The following is a 20567-nucleotide window of genomic DNA, read 5'->3' as shown; positions in this document are numbered from 1 at the left end:
GGTCGCTACGCTCCGGTCGGCGCGGGGATGTGGTCGACGATCTCGGCGAGGACGCGCTCGGCCTCGGCGTAGGACGACGCCTGACGGCCGCGGGCACCGAGCACGAGCCGGTGGCCGAAAACGGGGCCGACGAGCCCGCGCACGTCATCGGGAATCACGTAGCCGCGGCCGGCCACCGCGGCGGCGGCCTTTGCCGCGCGCAACAGGTGCAGCGAAGCACGCGGGCTCACGCCGACGCGCACCGCCTGGTGCTCGCGGGTCGCACGCGACAGCTCGACAACGTACGCCTTGATGCTCTGGGCGACGTAGATCTCCTGCACCTGGGCGATCATCTCGCGCATCTGCGCGGCGGTCACCTGCGGCGCGAGCTGCGTCAGCGGGTCGCTGCGATCGCGCGACTCGAGCATCGAGAGTTCGGCCGCGCGGTCGGGGTAGCCCATCGAGATGCGGGCCATGAAGCGGTCGCGCTGCGCCTCGGGCAGCGGGTAGGTGCCCTCCATCTCGGAGGGGTTCTGCGTGGCGACGACGGTGAAGGGATCGGGCAGGCGGTGCGTCTCGCCGTCGACCGACACCTGGCGCTCCTCCATGCACTCGAGCAGCGCCGACTGCGTCTTCGGCGAGGCGCGGTTGATTTCGTCGCCGATGACAATGTTCGCGAAGATCGGGCCCGGCTGAAACTCGAACTGCGAGGTGTGCTGGTCGTACACCGCAACGCCGGTCACGTCGCTCGGCAGCATGTCGGGCGTGAACTGAATGCGGCTCGCCTTCGAGTCCATCGCCCGCGCGATGGTCTTCGCGAGCACGGTCTTGCCGACGCCCGGCACATCTTCCATCAGCAGGTGGCCGCCGGCGAGCAGCACGGTGACGGCGAGGCGCACCTGCTCGGACTTGCCGACGATGACGCTGCTCACGGCGTCGCGCAGATTGCTCGTAAGTTGGAACAGATGCGCGGCCGAATCCTGGTGCTGGCTCATGCGCGCTATCTTTCCACGACCCGGCGACAAATCCCGCATCGACCTGGCCATCCGGGGCCTAGGATCGGTGCGTGACTCGGATTATTGGTGGCCAGGCGGCAGCGGTGCGCCTCGAGGTGCCACCACGCGGCACCCGGCCGACGAGCGACAAGGTGCGCGAGGCGATGTTCTCGACGCTCGACTCGGCCTTCGAACTCGACGGTGCTCGGGTACTCGACCTCTATGCCGGCACCGGCGCGCTCGGGCTCGAGGCGCTCTCGCGAGGCGCCGAGTCGGTCGTGCTCGTCGAGAAGTCCGAGCAGGCGGCGCGGCTGCTGCGCACGAATGCGCGGGCCGTCTCCCGCCAGCTCCCCCGGGCCTCGGCCTCGGTCGAGAACTCGCCCGTCGCCCGCTGGCTCGCCCGCGGCCTTGGCGAATTCGACCTCGTGTTCATCGACCCGCCGTACGACGTTGCCACCGCGACCGTGTACGGCGAGCTCGAGCTGCTGCTCCCCCTCCTCTCCCCCGACGCCCTCGTGGTCGTCGAGCGGTCGAGTCGCAGCGACGCCATCGAGGCGCCCGAGGGGTACGTCCTGTGGCGACAGAAGGACTACGGCGAGACGGTGGTGCGCTACTTCGAACTCGCGTCGCGGTAGGGGTCCCACCCCTTCGCGGCCGCCAGCCGACCGCCGACCGTCACGCCCGGCGTGCCCTCGTGCACCGTGCCGATGCGGGTAAAGCCGGCGGACAGGGCGACCCCCTCGGGGAACGTCGCGAGCATGGTGTGCTCCTCGCCGCCCGTGAGCTGCAGTTCGAGGGCGAGCTCCGCGCTCGCCAGCGGTTTGAGGCCGAGCAGCCGCGCGAGGTGCGAGGCGAGGCGGTCACTCAGGTGCGCGAAGCGGCCAGGTTCGAGATCGATGCGCACGCGCGAGGCCGTCGCCAAGCGGTCGGCGTCGAGCAGCGGACCGTCCGAGAGGTCCATCATCGCGGATGCGCCGGCCCGGGCCGCGCGCAGGCCCGCCGTGAGATCTGGCTCGGGCGCGAGCTGCGCGTTCATGAGCCGCTGGGCCTCGGCGTCGCGGCTCTTGCGGAGCCCGGCAAAGAGCAGCTTCAGGCCAGCAGCCGACTGGCCGAGCGCACCCGAGACCGCCAGGGCATCCCCCGGTCGCGCGCCCGAACGGAGCACCGGCGCCCGACCCTCCAGCGAGCCGAAGGCGGTGACGGCGATGAGCACCTGCGGCGCGGTCGCGAGGTCGCCACCGGCGATGCCGCAGCCGGGCGCGTGCCGGCGCAGCGCCCCCGCCATACCCTCAGCGAGGCCCTCGACGAACGCGGCGCTCGTCGTACCCGGCACCGCGAGGGCCACGACGAGCCCGGTCGGCCGGGCGCCCATCGCGGCGATGTCCGACAGGTTCGACACCATGGCTTTGTGGCCGAGCTGCTGGGGCGACGACCACTCGAGCCGAAAGTCGGGCCCCTCGATCATCGTGTCGCTCGTCACGACCACCTGGCCATCGGGGGCGGGGAGGATCGCCGAATCGTCGCCCGGTCCGAGCGGCAGTTCGACGTCGGGCAGGCGGCGCAGGATGCGCGCGAGCACCTCGCGCTCGCCGAGCTCGGCAACGGTCTCGGCGGCAGCCATGGGTTCGGTCACCGCGCCACCATACCGCGCCCTGCCACCGCGGCCGCGGGCCGATAAGCTTGTGTGCACAATGTCTCGCTTCTCGCTGCGCCCCCTGGCGGCGCTCACCATCGCCGCATCCGCCGTGTTGTTGTCGGGCTGCAGCGGCCCATCGGTCGCTATGCAACCCGCCGAGTCGGCCGCCGCGCCCGAGTGCGCCGACGTCACGGTGCGTCTGCCCGACACCGTCGACGGCCTCGAGAAGCGCGAAACGAACGCGCAGGCCACGGGCGCATGGGGCAATCCCGCGTCGGTGCTGCTGCGCTGCGGGGTGCCCTCGCCGGGGCCGACGAGCGACCGGTGCATCTCGCTCAACGGCATCGACTGGATCGAGGACGCCTCCGAGGCACCGACCTACCGGTACACGAGCTACGGGCGCACGCCGGCCGTCGAGGTCGCGATCGACTCGAGCACCGGCGTCTCGGGCACGAACGCCCTCATCGACCTGCAGGATGCCGTCGGCATGCTGCCGCAGACCGGCGCGTGCGTCGGCCCCGACGACCTGCTCAACACCCCGTAGCCGGGCCCGCCCACACGTCGGGCGAGCGCGAAATCACTACTTCGCGTATCGCGAGAGCGCGACCTCGATGAGCTCGGTGATGAGCTCGGGGTAGCTCACGCCCGTCTCCTGCCAGCAGCGCGGGAACATCGAGATCGGTGTGAAGCCGGGCAGCGTGTTCACCTCGTTGATGAGGAAGCCCTCGTCGTCGAGGAAGAAGTCGACGCGGGCGAGCCCGTCACAGCCGAGCGCCTCGAAGGCGCGCACCGCGAGGTCCTGCGCGGCCGCGAGCTGCGCATCGGTCAGTTCGGCCGGGCACACGAGCTGCGCCGCGGAGTCGTCGAGGTACTTCGACGCGAAGTCGTAGAAGCCGCCGTTCGAGATGACGATCTCACCAGCAACCGAGGCCCGGGCGCGCTCCCCCGGGCGTGACGCGAGCACCGCGATTTCAACCTCGCGGCCCGAGATGCCGCGCTCGATGAGCACGTGGTCGTCTTCGGCGAGCGCGACGCGCATTGCCTCAGCAAGTGCCTCAGGCGCATCCACCTTCGACACGCCCACCGACGACCCGGCGCGGGCGGGCTTCACGAAGGCCGGGTAGCCGAGCTCATCGGCGACGCGCGAGGTAACGATGTCGCCGGCCTGTGCCCACTCCTGCGCGTGCACCGTGATGCCGGGCGCGGTGCGAATGCCCGCGGCCTCGAGCACGAGCTTCGTGTAGTGCTTGTCCATGCCAACGGCGCTCGCGAGCACCGACGAGCCGACGAACGGCAGGCCGACGAGCTCGAGCGCGCCCTGCAGAGTGCCGTCCTCGCCGAACGGGCCGTGCAGCACCGGGAACACGAGGTCGATGTCGCCGAGCGACTCGATGACGCCGTCGCGCAGCACGCGCAGCTCGCGGGTGTCGGCCGAGTCGGGCAGCAGGATACGGGTGCCGTTGTCGACGATCTCGGGCAGGTGCTCGGGGTCGAGGCGGAACTTCTCGGCGTCGTCGTCCTCGAGCACCCACGCGCCCTGACGTGTGATGCCGACGGGAATCACGCGGTAGCGGTCGCGATCGATCGCTCCGAGCACGCCCGACGCCGTGGCGCACGAGATCTGGTGCTCGCTCGAACGGCCACCGAAGACGAGCATCACGGTCGTGAGCGGTGCGGTGGTGTCGGTCATGCGGTTTCTCCCTGCGGTTCTTCGTCGTGTTCGGTGGCGAGGTGCGGCGCGAGGTCGGAGGGATGCATTTTGCCCTGCAGCACATCGGCGATCTGCTGCACGATTGGCATCGGCACGCGGCGCGAATTCGCAATCTGGAGAATCGACGATACCGAGCGCAGGCCCTCCGCCGTCTGTTCCATGCGCGAGTTGACGTCTTGGTAGCTGTAGCCCTGGCCGAGCAGGCGACCGGCGGTGAAGTTGCGCGAGAGCGGCGACATGCACGTCGCGATGAGGTCGCCCATGCCCGCGAGGCCCATCATGGTGTCGCGCGAGGCGCCGAGGGCCACCGCGAAATCGGTGATCTCGGCGAGACCGCGGGTCATGATCGACGCCTTGGTGTTCTCGCCGAAGCCGACGCCGTCACAAATGCCGATCGCGATGGCGATGAGGTTCTTGAGCACGCCGCCGAACTCGGTGCCGATGACGTCCTCGTTGACGTAGCTGCGGAGGTAGCTGTTGCGTGCGACCTGCGCGACGCGCACGGCGAGTTCGCGCGACTGGCTCGCGACCACGATCGCCGTCGGCTGCTCGCGGGCAATCTCGAGCGCAATGTTCGGGCCACTCGCGGCCGCGACTCGGTCGCCGTGGAGGTGCGCCACCTCGGAGATGACCTCACTCATGCGCTTGCCGGTCGAGCGTTCGACGCCCTTCATGAGGCTCACGATCGCCGCGTTAGGCGACAGCGCCGACGAGAACTCCTCGAGGTTCTCTCGGGCCGACTGCGCGGGCACCGAAAGGAAGATAATCGAGCCGTCAGCGACGGCCGAGCGGGTGTCGCAGGTGGCGCGGATGCGCGCGGGCAGGTTCACGCCCGGCAGGTAGAGGGTGTTGCGGTGCGCCTCGTTGATCTCGGCGGCGAGTTCGGGGCGCCGCACGACGAGCGTGACATCGCGGCCTCCGTCGGCGACAACCTTTGCGAAGGTCGTGCCCCAGTTACCGCCGCCAACCACGACCACGCGCTCCTGCTCGGCGGGCTGCCGCTCGTTTTCCGCGAACGCGGGCAGCGTCAGCGGTTGGGTGAGCGGGTACCACTCGCTCATTTCGCCGACCCCTCGTTCTTGCCGCGCCGACGACGCAGCTTCGCTGAGGCGCGTTCCTCCTGCACCTTCGTCGGCAGCCCGAACTCGGTCTCGCCATGGTTCGCGGGGTCATAGACCTCGGCGGGCGCCTCGCCCTCGCGAATCTCTTCGAGCAGACGCGTGATCTCGGCCATGAGGCGACGCGTCGCCTCCTCGACCGCGCTGCGCGAGGTGTGCTTGCCGGCAAACTCGGTCAGGTCGATTGGCTCGCCAACGTTGACGATGATCGGCGTGCGCCACCGAAACTTGAACTTCTTCTCGAAGCGCGGCATGAGTGCCTGCGCACCCCACGAAGCCATGGGGATCAGCGGCACATTCGATTCCAGGGCAAGGCGCACCGCGCCCGACTTACCGCGCATCGGCCACGAGTCGGGCTCGCGGGTGAGCGTGCCCTCTGGATACACGATGACGATGCCCTGCTGGCTCACGAGCTCGCGGGCGGCCGACATGCTGCCGCTGAGGTTCGCGGCGCGGGCACGCTCGACCGGGATCTGCCCGGACTTGCGCAGCAACCAGCCGAGGACGGGCACCTTGAACAACGAGGCCTTCGCCATGTAGCGCGGCTTTCGGCCGAGCTTCCATACCGCGACGCCGTTCGAGACGGGGTCGATGTCGGAGTAGTGATTCGGCGCGAGCACCGCCGCCCCGGTGGGCGGGAGGCTCCCGCGAATCTCGTACTTCGTTAGCAGCGACCATGGCGGCACCGCGATGCCCGCCATCACCCAGAACAGCGACGGTTTGCGCCGTTCCGGGTAGCGTCCACCTCGCGCCATCGTCTAGTTCTCGATCTCGAAGTCGGCGCCGAGGCCGCGCAGCTTCGAGAGGAAATTCTCGTAGCCACGCGCGATGATGCCAACGTTCGAGACGCGCGATTCGCCCTCCGCCATGAGCGCGGCGATGAGATGGCTGAAGCCACCGCGCAGGTCGGGCACCTGAATGTCGGCGCCGTGCAGCTGCGACGGGCCCGAGATGACGGCCGAGTGCACGAAGTTGCGCTGGCCAAAGCGACACTTCTGGCCACCGAGGCACTCTCGGTGCAGTTCGATGGTCGCACCCATGGCCGAGAGCGCTTCGGTGAAGCCAAAGCGCTGCTCGTACACGGTCTCGTGCACGATCGAGACGCCGGGGGCCTGCGTGAGCGCGACCACGACCGGCTGCTGCCAGTCAGTCATGAAGCCCGGGTGCACATCCGTCTCGATCACGACGGGACGCAACTCGTGCGCGTCGCCGGGGTGCGTGAAACGAATGCCGTCGTCCTGCACCTCGAAGCGCCCGCCCGCCTTGCGGAAGACGTTGAGGAAGGTGAGCATCTCGCTCTGGGTCGCTCCCTCGACGAAGATGTCACCGCGGGTCGCGAGTGCGGCGGCAGCCCAACTCGCGGCCTCGTTGCGATCAAACAGCGACTTGTGGTCGTAGCCGTGCATCGACGACACACCTTCGATGCGGATCACGCGGTCGGCGTCCACCGAAATGACGGCGCCCATCTTCTGGAGCAGGTTGATGAGATCCATGATCTCGGGCTCGATGGCGGCGTTCGACAGCTCGGTGAGGCCCTGCGCGCGAACGGCGGTGAGCAGCACCTGCTCGGTCGCGCCAACCGACGGGTAGTCGAGGTGAATCTTCGCGCCCGTGAGGCCGTTCGGCGCGGTGAGGCGGATGCCCTCGGGCAGCTTGTCGACCGCGGCACCAAACGAGCGCAGTGCCGAGAGGTGGAAGTCGATCGGGCGGTCACCAATGCGGCAGCCACCGAGGTCGGGAATGAAGGCCTCGCCGAGCTGGTGCAGCAGCGGGCCGCAGAACAGAATCGGGATGCGGCTCGACCCGGCGTGCGCATTGATCTCTGCCGAGTGCGCACGCTTCACGTTCGACGGGTCGAGGCGGATCTCGCCGCCCTCGACGTCGCGGTCAATCTCGACGCCGTGCACGCCGAGCAAGCCCGAAACGATGCGAACATCAGAGATGTCGGGCACATTGCGCAGCACGCTCGGCGTATCGGCGAGCAGGGCCGCGACCATGGCCTTGGTTACAAAATTCTTGGCACCACGTACGTGGACACGTCCGTTGAGGGGCTGGCCCCCGTGGAAAGTGATGGTGTCGGCGTCGAGTCCCGAGAACTTTGCGAAACGTGCAGCGTCCTCTGTCAGTGTGCTCACGCGCGATTCCCTCCAGTTGCTTCGGTAATTGCCGGGATTCCCGGCTCAGTTTCGCCCAGTGCGGGCAGGGTCCGCGGCATCCAGCTCGGGCGAGTCTTCTCAAACTCGTCGATTGCCGATTCGTCGCGGAGGGTCAGCCCGATGTCATCGAGCCCCTCGAGGAGGCGCCAGCGCATGTACGGGTCGATCTCGAAACCAAACTCGAGTTCACCCGCGCGCACAAGCTGCGCCTCAAGATCTACCGTCACCGCGGCGCCGGGGTCGCCCTCGAGGTACTCCCAGATCTGCTCGACCTGGGGCTCCTCGATGATGGCGATAAGCAGGCCCTGCTTGCCCGAGTTACCGCGGAAAATTTCGCCGAAGCGCGAGCCGATGACCGCCTGGAAGCCGTAGTCCTTGAGCGCCCACACGGCGTGCTCGCGGCTCGAGCCGGTGCCAAAGTCGGGGCCGACGACGAGCACGCGCGGGCTCGCGTACTCGGGCTGGTTCAGGATGAACTCCGGGTCCTGCCGCCAGTTCGCGAACAGGGCATCGTCAAAGCCGGTTTTCGTGACGCGCTTGAGGAACACCGCCGGGATGATCTGGTCGGTGTCGACGTTCGAACGGCGCAGCGGAACTCCGGTGCCGTCAATCCTTGAAATTTTGTCCATTAGGCGGCCTCTCCCGCGTGTGCCGGTGCCACGACGGGCTCCAGATCGGATGGGCTTGAGAGCGTTCCGCGCACCGCGGTCGCGCCCGCGACGAGCGGCGAGACGAGGTGGGTGCGGCCACCCTTGCCCTGGCGGCCCTCAAAGTTGCGGTTCGAGGTCGAGGCGCAGCGTTCGCCCGGTTCGAGCTGGTCGGGGTTCATGCCGAGGCACATCGAGCAGCCGGCGAAGCGCCACTCGGCACCGAAGTCCTTCACGATGCGGTCGATGCCCTCGGCCTCGGCCTGCAGGCGCACGCGGGCCGAACCCGGCACGACCATGACGCGAACGTCATCCGCCTTCTGGCGGCCCTCGATGATGCTCGCGAAGGCACGGAGGTCTTCGATGCGCGAGTTCGTGCACGAGCCCATGAACACCGTGTCGACCTTGACGTCCTTGAGCGGCGTGCCGGCCTTGAGGTCCATGTATTCGAGCGCGCGCTCAGCGGCAGTGCGCTCGTTCGGGTCGGCAATGTCGGCCGGGTTCGGCACGACCTCCGACAGCGGCGAACCTTGGCCGGGGTTCGTGCCCCAGGTCACGAAGGGCTCGAGCTCGTTCGCGTCGATGAACACCTCAGCGTCGAACGTCGCTCCCTCGTCGGTGCGCAGGGTGCGCCAGTACTCGACCGCGGCATCCCAGTCAGCGCCCGCTGGCGCGTGCGGGCGGCCCTTGAGGTAGTCGAACGTCGTGTCGTCGGGAGCGACGAGGCCCGCGCGGGCGCCCGCCTCGATCGACATGTTGCAGATCGTCATGCGGCCCTCCATCGAGAGCTCACGGATCGCCGAACCGCGGTATTCGAGCACGTAGCCCGCGCCGCCGCCGGTGCCGATCTTCGCGATGACCGCGAGGATGATGTCCTTCGCCGTCACGCCGGGGCGCAGCGTGCCCTCGACGTTGATGGCCATGGTCTTGAACGGCTTCAGTGGCAGGGTCTGGGTGGCGAGCACGTGCTCGACCTCCGACGTGCCGATACCGAACGCCATCGCGCCGAACGCGCCGTGCGTCGAGGTGTGCGAGTCGCCGCATACGACCGTGACGCCGGGCATCGTCAGGCCGAGCTGCGGGCCGACGACGTGCACGATGCCCTGCTCGCGGTCGCCGAGCGAGTGGAGACGAATGCCGAACTCCTCGGCGTTGTGGCGCAGGGTGTCGATCTGCGTGCGCGACGTGTCGTCGGCGATGCGGTCGAGGATGTTCACCGTCGGGGTGTTGTGGTCCTCAGTCGCGATCGTGAGGTCGGGGCGGCGCACCGGGCGGCCGGCCTGACGGAGGCCATCGAAGGCCTGCGGGCTCGTGACCTCGTGCATGATGTGCAGGTCGATGTAGATGAGGTCGGGCGCACCGTCCTCGCCGCGCTTCACAATGTGGGCGTCCCACACCTTCTCGGGCAGCGTCTTGGGCGCCTGTGCGGATTCTGTGCTCATGGTTCCAATTTCTCTTGGTTCAGCGGTTCAGGCGATGACTGACTCCGCGACGGGGTCGCCTTTGGCTAAATCCCGTCGCGGCACAGAAGGAGCCGCAGAACACGCATGCACGTCATCGTAGCAACCGGCCCAAATTCGTCAGATAGGTCGTTTTCGACGTTCGCCGAGAACGTAGTCTCACTGGCCCGGCTCGGCGGAAGCGCTCGGCGGCGCTTCAACCCCCTCAGGAGCGACCACGGTCGACTCAACCACCACGACACTGACGTTGTCGCGGCCGCCATGCCGCAGCGCATCCGCAACGAGCGCCTGCGCGAGCGTGTCCTTGTCGTGGGTGTTCTCGATGTGGTTCCGAATCGTCGCCGAGATCTGCTCGTCCTCGAGCTCTTTCGTGAGCCCGTCGGAGCAGATGATGAAGACTTGGTGGCCCTGCACGGGCATGAGCCAGAGGTCAGTGTCGACGAAGGTATCCGACCCAACGGCGCGGGTAATGACGTTGCGGTCAGGGTGCACGAGGGCTTCCTCCGGCGTGATGACGCCGAGCGCCACAAGCTCATGCACCGCCGAGTGGTCCACTGTGATCTGCACGACCTCGCGGCCATTCCAGCTGTAGACACGCGAGTCGCCGACGTTGAAGATCATCCAGTGCGGCAGGATCTCGTCGCCGTCGCCCGCCGCGACCTCGACGAGCGCGACGCCGGTGAGGGTCGTGCCGGCGACCGCCCCTGGGCCGTCGGCCTCGGTGATGAGGTTTTGGATGCGGTCGTTCGCCGCGTCGATGACAGCGAGGATTTCGGCGGGGGTCGACGGCTCGCTCGAGGGCAGCAACTCGTCAAAGGCCGCGCCGATGGCCTGGCTCGCGCGATCTCCGTAGTGGTGGCCGCCCATGCCGTCGGCGACAAGGAAGATCGGTGCACGGGTGTAGACGGAGTCCTCGTTGACGGCGCGCACAGCACCGATGTCCGTCGCTGCGACGGCGCGGAGTTCAATGTTGCCGCCGCGGGTCGCGAGCGTAGTGATTAGCTCTTCGGCCACTTCCACCCCTATGCGTTCTGCCTGCCAAAAAACCTTAGCGGGTTCGAGGCACGCCGTGGAAACCAACAAAGCCCGGACCTTGCGATCCGGGCTTTGTCAGGTTGGTGACCCCAGCGGGATTTGAACCCGCGCTGCCGCCGTGAGAGGGCGGTGTCCTAGGCCGCTAAACGATGGGGCCGCGCTGACAACTCGTCTATCTTGGCACATGATTCAGCGCATGGTCAAATCGGCGTGCGAGAATTCTGAGGTTGCCCTTTTTCGGGCCCAAGGTTGGGCCAATCCGAGCGATCCGAAAGGAAGACTCCGTGCGCGTCACCAAGCTTGAGCACGCCTGCATCCTCATCGAGGAGAGCGGCCGCAAGTGCTTCATCGATCCGGGCAAGTTCACGACCCCGATCACCGAGGCCGCGCTCGTCGACCTCGTCGCCATCACGCACGAGCACGATGACCACTGGACGCCCGAGCAGCTCGCGAGGCTTGCCGAGCGCTCCCCCGGCCTGACTGTCGTGACCACCGCGGCGACGGCCGAGCGCATCCGAGACGCCGGCATCGAAGGCCTGCGCAACGTCATCGTCGGCAAGCCGGGCGCCAACTATGAGATCGGCGAATTCAAGATCTCGTGCTTCGGCGGCAAGCACGCCGAGATCCACTCATCGATTCCGATCATCGACAACCTCGGCGTCGTCATCAACGGCAAGCTCGCTTACGGCGGCGACGCCTACGATCTACCGCCGCTGCCCGTCGAGGCGCTGGCCGTGCCGAAGTACGGGCCCTGGATGCGCATGGCCGAGTCGATGGACTACCTCGCGCAGGTGCGCCCCAAGCGGGCCTTCGGCGTGCACGAGATGTTGCTCGCCCTGCCAGGAAAGCAGCTCGCGACGGCGCGCTTCAGCGAGATCGCCGAGTCGGTCGGCGCGAAGTATCTCGACCTCGCACCCTACGACTCCTTCGCGCTCTAACGGCAGCCGCGCATCCGCCGCCGTTGTATTGGGTGCGGTTTTCTACGAACGATGCGGCCACAACCGCAGCTCCCGGAGAAAACCGCACCCAATGGCTGGCAAGCGGCGAGGACAGGCGCCGCCACGCGGTTAGCGCTCGTCGTGGGTGCGGGGGTCGAAGTCGCCGAGCTCGCGCTGCGGCTGCTTCGCGATCGCGGCGAGTTCGTCGTCGCCGAGGTGGATGCGGACGGCCTCGAGATTCTGCAGTTGGCGGTCGGTGTTCACCGAGCGCACGATCGGCACGCTGCCGATCGCGGAGTGCCACGCGAGCATGACCTGCGCCGGCGAGAGGCCTCGGGCGCGCGCGATCTCGCCCACCGCATCCTGCCCGACGTCGCCCCGCGCGAGCGGCGACCACGCCTGGATGTTGATGTCTCGGGCCCGCAGTTCGGCGACGAGGTCGTCGCGGCGCAGGCCCGGGTCGAGCTGAATCTGGTTCGTCCAGGGTCGCTCGCCCGTGCGCTCCTCGAGCGCGTCGAGGTGCTCCGGTAAGAAATTCGAGACGCCGATGTTCCGCACGAGCCCCTCGTCGCGCGCCTGCAGCATCTGCTCGAACGCGTCGACGTACTTACCGAGCATCGGCAGCGGCCAGTGGATGAGCCACGAGTCGAGGTAGTCGAGCCCGAGGAGCTCGAGGCTCGACTTCAGCGCGTCACCAACGCGGTCGTGGTCGTTGCCGCGCAGCTTCGTCTGCACAAACAACTGCGAGCGGGGCACGCCGCTCCTGGCGATGCCGCGCCCGACCGCTGCCTCGTTCTCGTACCGCGACGCCGTGTCGATGAGGCGGTATCCGACGCCGATCGCGCTCGCGACCGCGGTGGTCGCCTCATCGTCCTGGAATGGCCAGGTGCCGAAGCCAATGGTTTGCTGCTCAAGTTCGTTGTCGGTCATGCCCAAACGCTATGCCCGCAGGCTGAGCCGCGCCCGGATGCCCGGCTCCGGGCTCCGGCCGCGCGGCCACCGACTCGTCGCTAATCGATCTTGCCGATCGGCTCGCGCTTCTCGGCCTGGAAGCGATCCTCGGTGCGGCCGAGTGCCCAGTAGCCCGAGATCGAGAGTCGCTCGCGCGGCACCTCGCGCTCGCGGAATACGCGACGCAGCGCCTTGATCGTCTCGCGCTCACCGTGTGCGAAGACCTGCACGTCGCCCTCGGGCCAGTCGCGCGCCGTCACGAGCCCCGCCAGCCGCTCGGTGTCGGCCGCGGTGCCTTCCTCGACGTGCCAGAGCAGCTCGACGCCGGCGGGATGCGCGACCTCCTGCCGCTCTTCATCGTGGTCGAGCGCGACGAGCGCCAGGCCCCGGGTGTCGGCGGGCATGCTCTCGAGCGCGGCCGCAATCGCGGGCAGCGCCGACGAGTCGCCGACGAGCAGGTGGAAGTCGGCCGCGGGATCGGGTGCGTAGCCGCCACCCGGGCCGAGGAGCACGAGCTGGTCGCCGGGCTGCGCCGTCGCGGCCCACGGGCCGGCGTAGCCGTCCTCGCCGTGAATGACGAAGTCGATGTCGAGCGTGCCCGCCTCGGCGTCGATCGAGCGGATCGTGTAGGTGCGCGTGATCGGGCGGTCATCGGGGGCAAGTTCCTCGCGCAGCACCGCCATGTCGTACGGGGGCGTGAGGCCGAGCTCGGGCTTCACGAACACGAGCTTCACGTAGGCGTCGGTTGAGTCGTTCGGCACGAAGTCGGCGAAGCCCGGGCCGCCGAGCGTGACCCGCTGCATCCAGTCGTTGAGCCGGGTGGTGCGCACCACCTCGAGCACCGTCTGGGGCTTGGCCTTGCGGGGTTGCTGTGCATTCGCGGTCGTCATATTAGGTAAGCCTAACTTGCAACCCTGACCGTGCGAAATCATTCAGATTCCCAGACCTACACTTGCCGTGAACGCCACGCCCACGCGGTTCCAGGCAGGAACCCGGCGCGGCCCCCAGGAGGAAATCATGAAGGCAGTTCGCTTCACGAACTGGAAGACATTCCCCGAACTCAAGGACGTCGAGAAGCCGACGCCCGGCCCCGGCGAGGTGCTGCTCAAGGTCGCCGGCGCGGGCGCCTGCCACTCCGACGTCGCGGTCTTCAGCGACTACGACGCCGACTTCCCCGTCGCGAGCATGATGCAACCCGAGTTCACGCTCGGCCACGAAAACTCCGGCTGGGTTGAGGAAGTCGGCGAGGGCGTCACCGGGTTCACGAAGGGCGACGCGTACCTCGTCTACGGCCCCATCGGCTGCGGCCATTGCGCCGCGTGCAGCCGTGGGCAGGACACCTACTGCGACAACGTCGCCACGATGCCGTACCTCGCGTCTGGCCTTGGCCGCGACGGTGGCATGGCCGAATACCTCGTCGTGCCCGCCCGCAACCTCGTGCCGCTCGGCGAAGCCGACCCCATTGACGCCGCGCCACTGTCGGACGCCGGTCTCACGCCGTACCACGCCATCAAGCTCGCGCTGCCGAAGCTCGCAGGTGGCGGCAAGACCGCGCTCGTCATCGGCCTCGGCGGCCTCGGCCAGGTGGCCGTGCAGATCCTCCGCGCCATCACCGGCGCCACCGTGATCGCGACCGACACGAAGCCCGAGGCGATGGCCGAAGCCGAGCGCAACGGCGCCGTCACGGTACCCGGCGGCGGGGGTCAGGTCGAGCGAATCCGCGAGCTCACCGGCGGCAAGGGCGTGGATGCGGTGTTCGACTTCGTCGGTGTCAAACCCACCATCGAGACGGCTCAGCAGGTCGTCGCCCGCCGCGGCCGCATCACGATCGTTGGCATCGCCGGCGGCGAGGTGAGCTGGTCGTTCTACTCGAACCCCTACGAGGCCGAGCTCACGAACACCTACTGGGGCACGATCGAGGAGCTTTACGAGGTCGCCGAGCTCTACCGCAACGGCCAGATCAAGCCCGAGGTGAAGCGCTACGCGATGGCCGACGCACTGCAGGCCTACCACGACCTCCACGACGGCAAGCTCTCGGGCCGCGCCGTCGTCGTGCCGCACCAGGCCTAGCCTTAGCCGGCCTGCCCACCCCGCTCGGCGAGCATCGCCGACGTCACGACCGGGATTGCTGACGTCGGCGTCTCGTCGCCGCCGATGAGCAGGAACAGACCCTCCATCGGTGCGATCTGTACCGGGAAGCTCTGCAGGTCGTCGACGCGGCCGATGACCTCGCGGCTCACCGCATCGGTCACGAGCCTGCGGGTCGGCAGCTCGTCGGAGCGCACGATGCCGAACACCGGCTCGTGCGAGAAGTTCAGCACCGTCACCTGCATCTGCGCGTCGAGCTGGTTTGGATTGCCCTCGTCGAGTCGGTGCACGAGCACGAGCAGACCAGGATGCGACACCTCGGGCACGTCGACCTGGCTCGCCTGGGGCAGGCGGTGCTGCTCGCGCACCTGGATGACCCGCGAAAGTTCGCTGAGGAATGACTCATCGTCGTCAAGCTGCTCGGGAATCGAGTCGTAGAGCGTGCGGGCGCGTGGTAGCCCCGCCTCGGATGCCTCGGCCTCGGGGTTCGCATTCATGATGTCCACCGCGCCGCGCTCGATCCAACGCGTGTCGCCGCCGTCGATCAGTTCGTCGACCGCCTGCTGCGGCACGGTCAGCGCACCGAGCACATCCCACGCCGAGAGCGCGAACGCGCCTGGCTGCCAGGCGTTATATTTCGCCAGGAGCAGGTGGCCCTTGCGGATGCGCGCCGTAAGTTCGTCGTCGATGTCGTTGAGCCGCTGCACACCGAGCGACGCGGCGACGACAGTCGCGCTCGTGCAGGCGATGCCGTTCGTCGTGAACACGAGGTTGTAATCGATCTCACCACCCGTGAGCTTTTCGGTGAGTTCGTGTCGCACGGTCGCCGCGATCGAGGCACCGGCAACCTCCTGGTCGCGGAAGATGTAGGTGTCGGCACCGTGACGTGAGGTCCAATGCACGAGCTCGTAGGTGAGCTCGTCGTGGTTCTGCATTCCGTGAATGAGGCTCGCGGGCTCGACGCCGTACTCGAGCGAGGTGCGCAGCGTCAGCCGCAGAAATTCGGTATCGCCGGTGAGCAGGGCGTGCTGGTACGCCGGACGAGTGATGAAGTCGTACGAGAGGTCAGCGCCGGCTGCGCCCGAGTCGCGGATGTCTTCGACCGCAAGGTTGAGTTCCTGGAACGAGAAGCCGCCGACCTTGCGAATCATGCTGCCGATGAACTGGTTGGCGGCGTGTGACAGCGGGTGCCCCTCCGACCACGCCGGCCGGCCGTCGACTGAGCGCTCGGCGGCAAGGAAACCGTTGGCGTCGAGGCGCAGCGCCGTCGCCCCGAGGTCGCCGAGCGAGTGCAGCGCGTCGCCGATGACGAGGCGCATGCCGGCGAACGTGGGGTCAAGCCAGTTGATGGTGGGCTGCCCCGCCTTGAAGTAGTGCAGGTAGACCCAGCGGCGCGTGACGCCGTCGACGCCGAGCACCTCACCCGTCGCGCTCCAGTTCGTCTCTTTCACGCCGGGCTGGTAGAAGATGACGCGCTGCAGCGAGCCAATGATGAGCCCCTCGCGGGCGAGCGCCGCCTCGGCCGAGGGGCTGAGGTTCGCCGAGTCCTCGCCCTCGGGCAACTCGGGCAACAGGTGCCAGAATTCCTCGGGGATGTTCACCATGTGGAAAATGCCGGGATACTCCTTGTACCCCATCTCGGCGAGGCGGAAGTCGGCGCCCTTGCCGGTGTGGCCAGGCACGATGTCGTCGATGACGATGCCGCCGAACTCCTCGGCCCGGTCGGTGAGCCGCTGGAATTCCTCTTCGGTGCCGAACGCGCCGTCGACGCGCGTTGAAATGCGGTCGAACTGGCCGTCGACGCTCGGGCTCGTCTGCCAGCCGACGATGCCGCCGGCGATCTTCGTCGGCCCCGTGTGAATCGCACCGATGCCGACGCGAGCGAACGCGCGCCAGAGTTCCTCGTTGCCGAGGGTCGCGAGGAACGACTCCCCCGGCTCCGTGATCATCGCGCTCGGGTAGGTCGTGAACCACACGGAGGCCTGGTCGAGCGCGCGGCGCGCGTCGGGCACGGCGTACGCGTTGCGCCACATGCTCGCCTGACCCGACAACCCCCGCGCCATAACATTCGCGTCGCCAAGCATCGAGTGCCGCTTGAGCCACTCCACGTACGAGGGATTCGATGCGTCGGCCCGGCGCGGGTCGGCGAACGTGCGCTGAATGCGGCTGATGCCGAGGCTCAGGCGCGGGCGTCCGCGCCCTTTGTGCTCATTGGTATTCTGCTCGACCATGCGGCCTCCCATCGCTCGGGGCCAGTGTAGGAGTGGCGAGTACGCGCAGCCTGGATGGCCGCTAGCGTCGCGCCGCGAGCGCGCGGTCGACCTCGTCGCGCGTCGGGATCGACTCGGATGCGCCGACTCGCGTCGCCGCGAGCGAGCCGGCCGCAAGTGCCCGCGTGACCGCTTCGCGCAGTTCCCCGCCCGCCGCGAGCGCGGCGCCAAGGTGGCCCGCGAACGAGTCGCCTGCCGCGGTCGTGTCGACGGCGTCGACGGCGACCGTGGCGAGGTGCTCGGCTCCGGCGCTGGTAACGAGGCTCGCCCCGGCCGCGCCGCGGGTGATGAGGACCACGCGCACGCCGCGCTCGAGGAACCAGCGCCCGGCTCGCTCGGCGGAGGCGTCGTCGGTGACCTCAATGCCCGAGAGCAGCCCGGCCTCATGCTCGTTCGGGGTGACCACCTCGACGTCGCGCCACAGCGACGCCGGCAGCTCGCGGGCGGGGGCCGGGTCGAGCACGACGGTCAGGCCAAGCTCGGTGGCCTCGGCCGCGACGGCAACCACCGTCTCGAGCGGCACCTCGAGCTGCAGCAGCACGACGCCGGCGCCGGGCGCGATCGCCCGCAGGCTCGCGACCGCACGCTCGGGGGTGAGGGCCGCGTTGGCGCCGGGAATCACGAAGATCGAGTTGTCGCCGCTCGCCGCGTCAACGCGAATGTGCGCGACGCCGGTCGTGCCGTCGACCTCGTGCAGTTCGCCGAGGTCGACCCCGGCCTCGCACAGCTCGTGAATCGCGACGATGCCGAAGATGTCGTCACCGACGCAGCCGACGAGCCGCGTGGTGGCGCCCGCCCGAGCCGCGGCGACGGCCTGATTTGCGCCCTTGCCGCCGAGGCCCAGGGCGAAGCGGTCGCCGGTGCGGGTCTCCCCCGCACTCGGCACCGGCGTGCCCGCTGCGGTGAGGTCGACGTTGACGCTGCCGACGACGATGACCGCAGAGCTTGCCGTTTTGGCGTTCGACATGCGCACCTGCCCTCTCGACTCCACTGGATGCTGCCGTGCCAACATACGACGAACATCCGACACCGACTCTCGGCGTCGGCCTCGGCGCGTCGCCTCGCGGAATTTCACCGCGCAAACTCCGTTGCCCTCTGGGAAGCCCGGCGAAAGGAACCTCATGCAGATCTCGTTGCTCGATCGCACTCGAACGCGCGTCGGCGACACGGATGCGCAGACCGTCGCGGCCACGGTCGACCGCGCTGTGCGCGCCGACGAGCTCGGGTTTCACGGCTTCTGGGTCGCCGAACACCACAGCGTGCCCGGCATCGCGAGCGCGACACCGGGCCTGCTGCTCGCCTCCATCGGCGCGCGCACGCGGCGCATCCGCCTCGGCACCGGCGGCATCATGGTGCCGAATCACCGCCCGCTCGTCATTGCCGAGCAGGCGGCGCTGCTTGAGGCACTGCATCCGGGTCGCGTGGACCTTGGGCTCGGCGGTTCGCTCGGCTTCATCCCCGCGGTGCGCGAGGCACTCGGCCGGATGCGCGTGACCGACGAGGAGTACCGCAACGAGATTGCCCAGGTGCGCGCGCTCGTCCGCGGCGAGGGACCGGTGCGCACGATGCCACGGGTCGCGGCGCCGCTGATCTATCTGCTCGCGATTCGGGGTGGCCTCACGCTCGCGGCCGAACTCGGGTTGCCGGTGATCGTCGGCGGCTCGCTACTCGACAATGCCGAGGCGCTCGAGGCCTACCGCAGCAACTACGTGCCGAGCGAGGACGCCCCCGAGCCTCGCCTCATTGCCAACGTCGATGTCATGATCGCGTCGACGCGCGAGCGCGCCCGTGAACTGCTCCTCCCCGAGGCGTGGGCCCTCGCCGACTCGCGCAATGTCGGCGAGTTTCGCGCACTGCAGCCGGTCGAGGAGGTGCACCGCCTGCGTGCCGCCGCCGATGCGAAGCTGCAGCAGGAACTCGCGCGACAGGTACGCCGCGGCATCGCGGGCACGGCCGACGACGTCGCCGAACGGCTCGAGCAACTCGTCGCCCGCACCGGCGTCGAGGGGCTGCTCGTGAGTTCGAGTACCTTCGACCGCGAGGCCATTGCTGCCACCGATGAGGCGCTCGCGGCGCGGCTCACCTAACGCTCATTCGCAGCGGGCTCAGTCGGCGTCGTGGCCCTTCTCGACGGCGCCGCCCTCATCGGCCCAGTCGGAACCGGGCTCGGTGTTTTCGGCGGGGTCGCTGACGACATCGGGCTCGTGCGGTGGCGCGTCGACGTTCGGCAGTGGCACGGAGATGGGGTCGATAGACATGGTCACACCTTGCTCTCGTTGGGAACTTGGGTGCCAAGCTACGCCCGCTCGGTCGACGTTCCCTCAATGTTCCTGGGTCCACCCCGTGTGACGAAACACCCGGAGGATACGATCGCGGGCATGACGACGAACCCCGCCGCCCCGCTCCTCGAGGATGCGCGGGCTCGCCGCGCGGTCGGCGCCCTGTTCCTCACGAACGGCGCGATTTTCGCGAACATCGTGCCGCGCTTCCCCGAGATTAAGGCGCAGCTCGGCCTCGACAACGCCGTCTACGGGCTCGCGGTCATCGCGTATCCCCTCGGCGCAATTCTTGCGGGGCTCGCGGCCGGGGCGCTGATCCGCCGCTTCGGCTCGGGCAAGGTCGCGGTTGCCGGAACCATCGCCACCGGCGTTGGCGTCCTCGCCGCCGGCGCGTCGCCGACGCTCGCGCTGTTCGTCGCGGCACTCGCCTTCGGCGGGGCGATGGATGCGGTCACCGACGTCGCGCAGAACACGCACGGCCTGCGGGTGCAGCGCCGCTACGGCAAGTCGATCATCAATGGCTTCCACGCGATCTGGTCGATCGGATCGGTGATCGGCGGCGCGATGTCTGCGGCCGCGATCGCGCTGCGCCTGCCGCTCGTGCTGCACCTCGGCATATCGGTGGCGTTGTTCGCCACCGTCGCGCTCGTCGCCTACCGCTATCTCTTGCCGGGGCGCGACACGGAGGTTGAGTTGGATACGCAGGGCATTGAGGTGGTGCGCTCACTCGCGACCCGCCCATCGCCACGCATCTACGTCACGCTGTTCATGCTCGTGCTCATCGCCATCGCCGGCGCGACGGTCGAGGACGCGGGCTCATCCTGGGCCGCCCTCTATCTCTCCGACTCGCTCGGCGCGCCCGAGTCGCTCGCCGCGCTCGGCTTCATCGCGCTGGTCGGCGCGCAGTTCGTCGGGCGCATCCTCGGCGACCCGCTCACCGACCGCTTCGGTCAGCGCGCCGTCGCCTTCGCCGGTGGGGCGTTCACCTTCGCCGGCATGGGCCTCGCGCTCTGGTTCCCGACCGTGCCAGGCACGATCGCGGGCTTCGCGGCCGCCGGCTTCGGCGTGGCGACGCTCATCCCGGCCGCGATGCACCGGGCGGATGAGCTGCCCGGCTTTCGCCCCGGCACCGGCCTCACGCTCGTGTCGTGGCTCCTACGCCTCGGCTTCCTGCTCTCGCCGCCGCTCGTCGGGTTCGTCGCCGATCACGCCTCGCTTCGGCTCGCCCTGCTCGTCGTGCCGCTCGCGGGGCTCGTCGTCATGGCGACGGCGTGGGCGCTCGACGGCCGCAAGCGCGAGTAGCG

20 protein-coding genes and 1 tRNA gene are annotated in these 20567 nt (G+C 68.7%); 6 read left to right on the top strand and 15 right to left on the bottom strand.

Going from position 1 to position 20567, the window contains the following annotated elements; translation table 11 throughout:
* Positions 1-5 precede the first annotated feature (5 nt).
* Positions 6-974, bottom strand: coding sequence for an AAA family ATPase (locus EJL01_RS11970; RefSeq protein ID WP_125107855.1), 969 nt, complete (start codon positions 972-974; stop codon positions 6-8).
* A gap of 71 nt (positions 975-1045) precedes the next feature.
* Between EJL01_RS11970 and rsmD the strand changes: the two genes are divergently transcribed.
* Positions 1046-1609 carry a 16S rRNA (guanine(966)-N(2))-methyltransferase RsmD gene (gene rsmD / locus EJL01_RS11965; protein WP_125107854.1) on the top strand — a complete coding sequence of 188 codons (564 nt, stop codon included), beginning with the start codon at positions 1046-1048 and terminating at the stop codon, positions 1607-1609.
* Here rsmD and thiL read toward each other — a convergent pair.
* Positions 1585-2607, bottom strand: a complete 1023-nt coding sequence (gene thiL, locus EJL01_RS11960; protein ID WP_125107853.1) for a thiamine-phosphate kinase — start codon at positions 2605-2607, stop codon at positions 1585-1587. The two genes, rsmD and thiL, sit on opposite strands and share 25 nt — an antisense overlap.
* Before the next feature lie 58 nt (positions 2608-2665).
* Between thiL and EJL01_RS11955 the strand changes: the two genes are divergently transcribed.
* Positions 2666-3154, top strand: coding sequence for a DUF3515 domain-containing protein (locus EJL01_RS11955; protein ID WP_125107852.1), 489 nt, complete (start codon positions 2666-2668; stop codon positions 3152-3154).
* Between the two features lie 36 nt (positions 3155-3190).
* Here the strand turns inward: EJL01_RS11955 and EJL01_RS11950 are convergent, their stop codons facing one another.
* The 8 genes from EJL01_RS11950 to EJL01_RS11915 form a co-directional block, all read right to left on the bottom strand.
* Entirely contained in the window at positions 3191-4300 is a 1110-nt protein-coding gene (locus tag EJL01_RS11950; RefSeq protein WP_125107851.1) for a D-alanine--D-alanine ligase family protein, read from the bottom strand.
* On the bottom strand, positions 4297-5382 hold the full coding sequence (locus EJL01_RS11945) for an NAD(P)H-dependent glycerol-3-phosphate dehydrogenase (RefSeq protein ID WP_125107850.1): 1086 nt from the start codon (positions 5380-5382) through the stop codon (positions 4297-4299). The genes EJL01_RS11950 and EJL01_RS11945 overlap by 4 nt, the downstream gene beginning before the upstream one ends.
* Complete coding sequence (locus EJL01_RS11940; protein ID WP_125107849.1) at positions 5379-6194, bottom strand: lysophospholipid acyltransferase family protein; 816 nt, start codon at positions 6192-6194, stop codon at positions 5379-5381. Before EJL01_RS11940 ends, EJL01_RS11945 begins: the two co-directional genes overlap by 4 nt.
* Before the next feature lie 3 nt (positions 6195-6197).
* Positions 6198-7574, bottom strand: coding sequence for a UDP-N-acetylglucosamine 1-carboxyvinyltransferase (gene murA, locus EJL01_RS11935; RefSeq protein WP_164509818.1), 1377 nt, complete (start codon positions 7572-7574; stop codon positions 6198-6200).
* Positions 7571-8224: a 3-isopropylmalate dehydratase small subunit gene (leuD, locus tag EJL01_RS11930; protein ID WP_125107848.1), complete on the bottom strand. Its 654-nt coding sequence runs from the start codon at positions 8222-8224 to the stop codon at positions 7571-7573. The genes murA and leuD overlap by 4 nt, the downstream gene beginning before the upstream one ends.
* Positions 8224-9684 carry a 3-isopropylmalate dehydratase large subunit gene (gene leuC, locus EJL01_RS11925; protein WP_125107847.1) on the bottom strand — a complete coding sequence of 487 codons (1461 nt, stop codon included), beginning with the start codon at positions 9682-9684 and terminating at the stop codon, positions 8224-8226. Before leuC ends, leuD begins: the two co-directional genes overlap by 1 nt.
* 177 nt (positions 9685-9861) lie before the next feature.
* Positions 9862-10716, bottom strand: coding sequence for a PP2C family protein-serine/threonine phosphatase (locus EJL01_RS11920; protein ID WP_125107846.1), 855 nt, complete (start codon positions 10714-10716; stop codon positions 9862-9864).
* Positions 10717-10818: 102 nt separating this feature from the next.
* Positions 10819-10894, bottom strand: a tRNA-Glu gene (locus EJL01_RS11915).
* 127 nt (positions 10895-11021) lie between these two features.
* Here EJL01_RS11915 and EJL01_RS11910 point away from each other — a divergent pair.
* Positions 11022-11675, top strand: a complete 654-nt coding sequence (locus EJL01_RS11910) for an MBL fold metallo-hydrolase (protein WP_164509817.1) — start codon at positions 11022-11024, stop codon at positions 11673-11675.
* A gap of 129 nt (positions 11676-11804) precedes the next feature.
* Here the strand turns inward: EJL01_RS11910 and EJL01_RS11905 are convergent, their stop codons facing one another.
* Both EJL01_RS11905 and EJL01_RS11900 read right to left on the bottom strand, forming a co-directional pair.
* On the bottom strand, positions 11805-12605 hold the full coding sequence (locus tag EJL01_RS11905; RefSeq protein ID WP_125107844.1) for an aldo/keto reductase: 801 nt from the start codon (positions 12603-12605) through the stop codon (positions 11805-11807).
* An 80-nt stretch (positions 12606-12685) separates the two neighbouring features.
* Positions 12686-13516: a siderophore-interacting protein gene (locus tag EJL01_RS11900; protein ID WP_125107843.1), complete on the bottom strand. Its 831-nt coding sequence runs from the start codon at positions 13514-13516 to the stop codon at positions 12686-12688.
* Positions 13517-13643: 127 nt separating this feature from the next.
* On the opposite strand from EJL01_RS11900, the gene EJL01_RS11895 reads away from it, so the two are divergent.
* Positions 13644-14696 (top strand): NAD(P)-dependent alcohol dehydrogenase, encoded by a 1053-nt coding sequence (locus EJL01_RS11895; protein ID WP_125107842.1) that lies wholly within the window; start codon positions 13644-13646, stop codon positions 14694-14696.
* 2 nt (positions 14697-14698) lie between these two features.
* Here EJL01_RS11895 and treS read toward each other — a convergent pair whose 3' ends face one another.
* A complete protein-coding gene (gene treS, locus EJL01_RS11890; protein WP_125107841.1) occupies positions 14699-16945 on the bottom strand; it encodes a maltose alpha-D-glucosyltransferase in 2247 nt (748 codons plus the stop codon).
* 61 nt (positions 16946-17006) lie between these two features.
* Positions 17007-17951 (bottom strand): ribokinase, encoded by a 945-nt coding sequence (locus tag EJL01_RS11885; protein ID WP_125107840.1) that lies wholly within the window; start codon positions 17949-17951, stop codon positions 17007-17009.
* A 154-nt stretch (positions 17952-18105) separates the two neighbouring features.
* On the opposite strand from EJL01_RS11885, the gene EJL01_RS11880 reads away from it, so the two are divergent.
* Positions 18106-19071, top strand: coding sequence for an MsnO8 family LLM class oxidoreductase (locus tag EJL01_RS11880; protein ID WP_125107839.1), 966 nt, complete (start codon positions 18106-18108; stop codon positions 19069-19071).
* An 18-nt stretch (positions 19072-19089) separates the two neighbouring features.
* On the opposite strand, the gene EJL01_RS13025 is transcribed toward EJL01_RS11880, so the two are convergent.
* Positions 19090-19242: a hypothetical protein gene (locus EJL01_RS13025; protein ID WP_164509816.1), complete on the bottom strand. Its 153-nt coding sequence runs from the start codon at positions 19240-19242 to the stop codon at positions 19090-19092.
* Between the two features lie 120 nt (positions 19243-19362).
* Between EJL01_RS13025 and EJL01_RS11875 the strand changes: the two genes are divergently transcribed.
* Positions 19363-20565 (top strand): MFS transporter, encoded by a 1203-nt coding sequence (locus EJL01_RS11875; protein ID WP_125107838.1) that lies wholly within the window; start codon positions 19363-19365, stop codon positions 20563-20565.
* Positions 20566-20567: the final 2 nt, after the last annotated feature.

This window comes from Gulosibacter massiliensis, assembly GCF_900626105.1.
Taxonomy (GTDB): Bacteria; Actinomycetota; Actinomycetes; order Actinomycetales; family Microbacteriaceae; genus Gulosibacter; species Gulosibacter sediminis.
Note: the sequence above shows the minus strand (reverse complement) of the source record. Positions and strands in the feature narration are given on the sequence as shown.